A 1,899-nucleotide genomic window follows, 5' to 3' on the forward strand; every position below is an offset into this window, starting at 1 on the left:
AGCGGGGTTTGGACGAGGGGCTAGCGGCCGAAGTGGCTACCCAGTTGATGGATCACGACGCACTTGGCGCGCATGCCCGTGATGAGCTCGGTATTATTGAAGAATTTTCCGCTCGGCCGCTGCAGGCTGCCTTTACCTCGGCGACGAGTTTTGTCTTGGGGGCGGCACTGCCACTATTAATGGTTCTCTGGGTGCCGCTAACGGCTTTGATTTGGGCTGTTTCCAGCAGTGCATTGGTTTTCCTGGCGTTGCTCGGTGCCCTTGCTGCCAAGGTGGGGGGGGCACCTGTCCTGACTGCCGCTACTCGAGTGTGCTTTTGGGGGGCCTTGGCAATGCTGCTGACGGCACTGGTTGGTCATTGGTTTGCGTAAAAGTCGGTCGATTACAATGCTAATTCAATAAAACAATCTTTCAGTACCCACGTGCCGAAAATATTCCTATCTTGGCCAATGTTTTCTTGGCGGTGATCGTAGTAATGTCGCGCTGGTTTCGACGACGTAGTTATTTGATCATGGGGTGGCGCTAAGATGTTTGAGTGGATAGTGAATGCCGATGCATGGATAGCACTTGTCACGTTAATAGCATTGGAAATCGTGCTGGGCATCGACAATATAATTTTCATCTCAATCTTAGTCGGGCGCTTACCTAAAGAGCAACGCGAATTGGCGCGGAAGTTGGGGTTAGGTTTAGCCTTAATTTCGCGGTTGGCCTTACTTTTCAGCCTGGTTTGGGTCATGGGCTTGGTGGAGCCGTGGTTTACCGCTTTTGGTCATGAAATATCCGGTCGTGATGTGATATTGATTTTGGGTGGCCTATTTTTACTCGCCAAGTCTACTCACGAAATTCACAGCAGCTTGGAAGCTGTTTCGGCGACGCCTGCAGCGGCAGTAGCAAGCGGTTTTGCTATGGTGCTGGTGCAAATAGCCATATTAGATATTGTATTTTCACTCGACTCGGTCATTACCGCAGTAGGCTTGGCGGAGGACTTATCCATTATGGTGATCGCGGTAATTACTGCTGTGGTGGTGATGTTGTTCGCGGCTAAACCAATAGGCGATTTCGTCGATGCCAATCCAACCTTTAAAATGCTGGCTCTCTCTTTTTTGATTATGATTGGGCTGACCCTCATTGCAGAAGGTTTTGATGCACATGTGCCTAAGGCTTACGTGTATTTCGCGATGGCGTTCTCGGTATTTGTTGAAATTTTGAACATGCGAATTCGACGTGGTCCAGATACTCAAGCAATAAAGCTGACGAAGAAAATTGAATAGTTTGAGCTCGTGGATGACGATGACGTTTACGGAAAAATAGGGAATATTATGATGGCTGAAAAGCAAAAACTCCTTGGCGACGTGCTTGGTGCGGGGCGCTTAAGCGTCGATGCGATTGCTGGGGTGTGCGATGTAGCGGAAGGCCTACACCACGCCATTATTACCGTCGGCGGTCTACTTGGCACTGAAGATGGCGAGCTTGATTCCTTGGCAGCCGAGCGGCCAAAGCGTACTAAAGGCATCAGCGGTTTAGTCTATCGCAGTATACGTCAGGTGAATGGCTTGCTTGGTTTTTCCTTGGATGTTTTGATTCCGCGGTTAACCGACAAAGTTACTGATAATCAGAGTGCGCCGGGACGGGCAGCGGTAGTGTCCGCTCTTAATGGGGTGCTTGGTGATCATCTCCAGCGTAAAGGCAATCCGCTGGCAATTACTATGGCTTTTTGTCGTGACGGCAAGGCTCTTGCGATCGAGGATTTGAGGGTATTGCTGGCCGGTAAACAGCGGATCGCCATTTTTGTTCACGGCTTGTGTATGAATGATCAACAGTGGACGCGCAAGGGTCATAATCACGGCGCGGTATTGGCGGATGAGCTGGGATTTGTGCCGCTGTATCTTCGCTACAATA

3 protein-coding genes are annotated in these 1,899 nt (G+C 50.1%); all 3 read left to right on the forward strand.

The annotated features are described in order from the left end of the window. Positions 1 to 371, forward strand: a 371-nt coding sequence (locus ABYT30_RS18875; protein ID WP_373098081.1) for a VIT1/CCC1 transporter family protein, incomplete at its 5' end; no start/stop codon positions are given. Between the two features lie 156 nt (positions 372 to 527). After that, a complete protein-coding gene (locus tag ABYT30_RS18880; RefSeq protein ID WP_373098082.1) occupies positions 528 to 1,271 on the forward strand; it encodes a TerC family protein in 744 nt (247 codons plus the stop codon). Positions 1,272 to 1,319: 48 nt separating this feature from the next. Then, on the forward strand, positions 1,320 to 1,899 hold a 580-nt coding region (locus tag ABYT30_RS18885), incomplete at its 3' end, for a hypothetical protein (RefSeq protein ID WP_373098084.1).

Origin of the sequence: Zhongshania sp. (assembly GCF_041623545.1) — a bacterium.
In the GTDB taxonomy this organism is placed as follows: domain Bacteria; phylum Pseudomonadota; class Gammaproteobacteria; order Pseudomonadales; family Spongiibacteraceae; genus Spongiibacter.

Coding starts and splice junctions, on each gene's coding strand:
- ABYT30_RS18880 (WP_373098082.1), top strand. CDS start 528: ATGTTTGAGTGGATAGTGAATGCCGATGCATGGATAGCACTTGTCACG.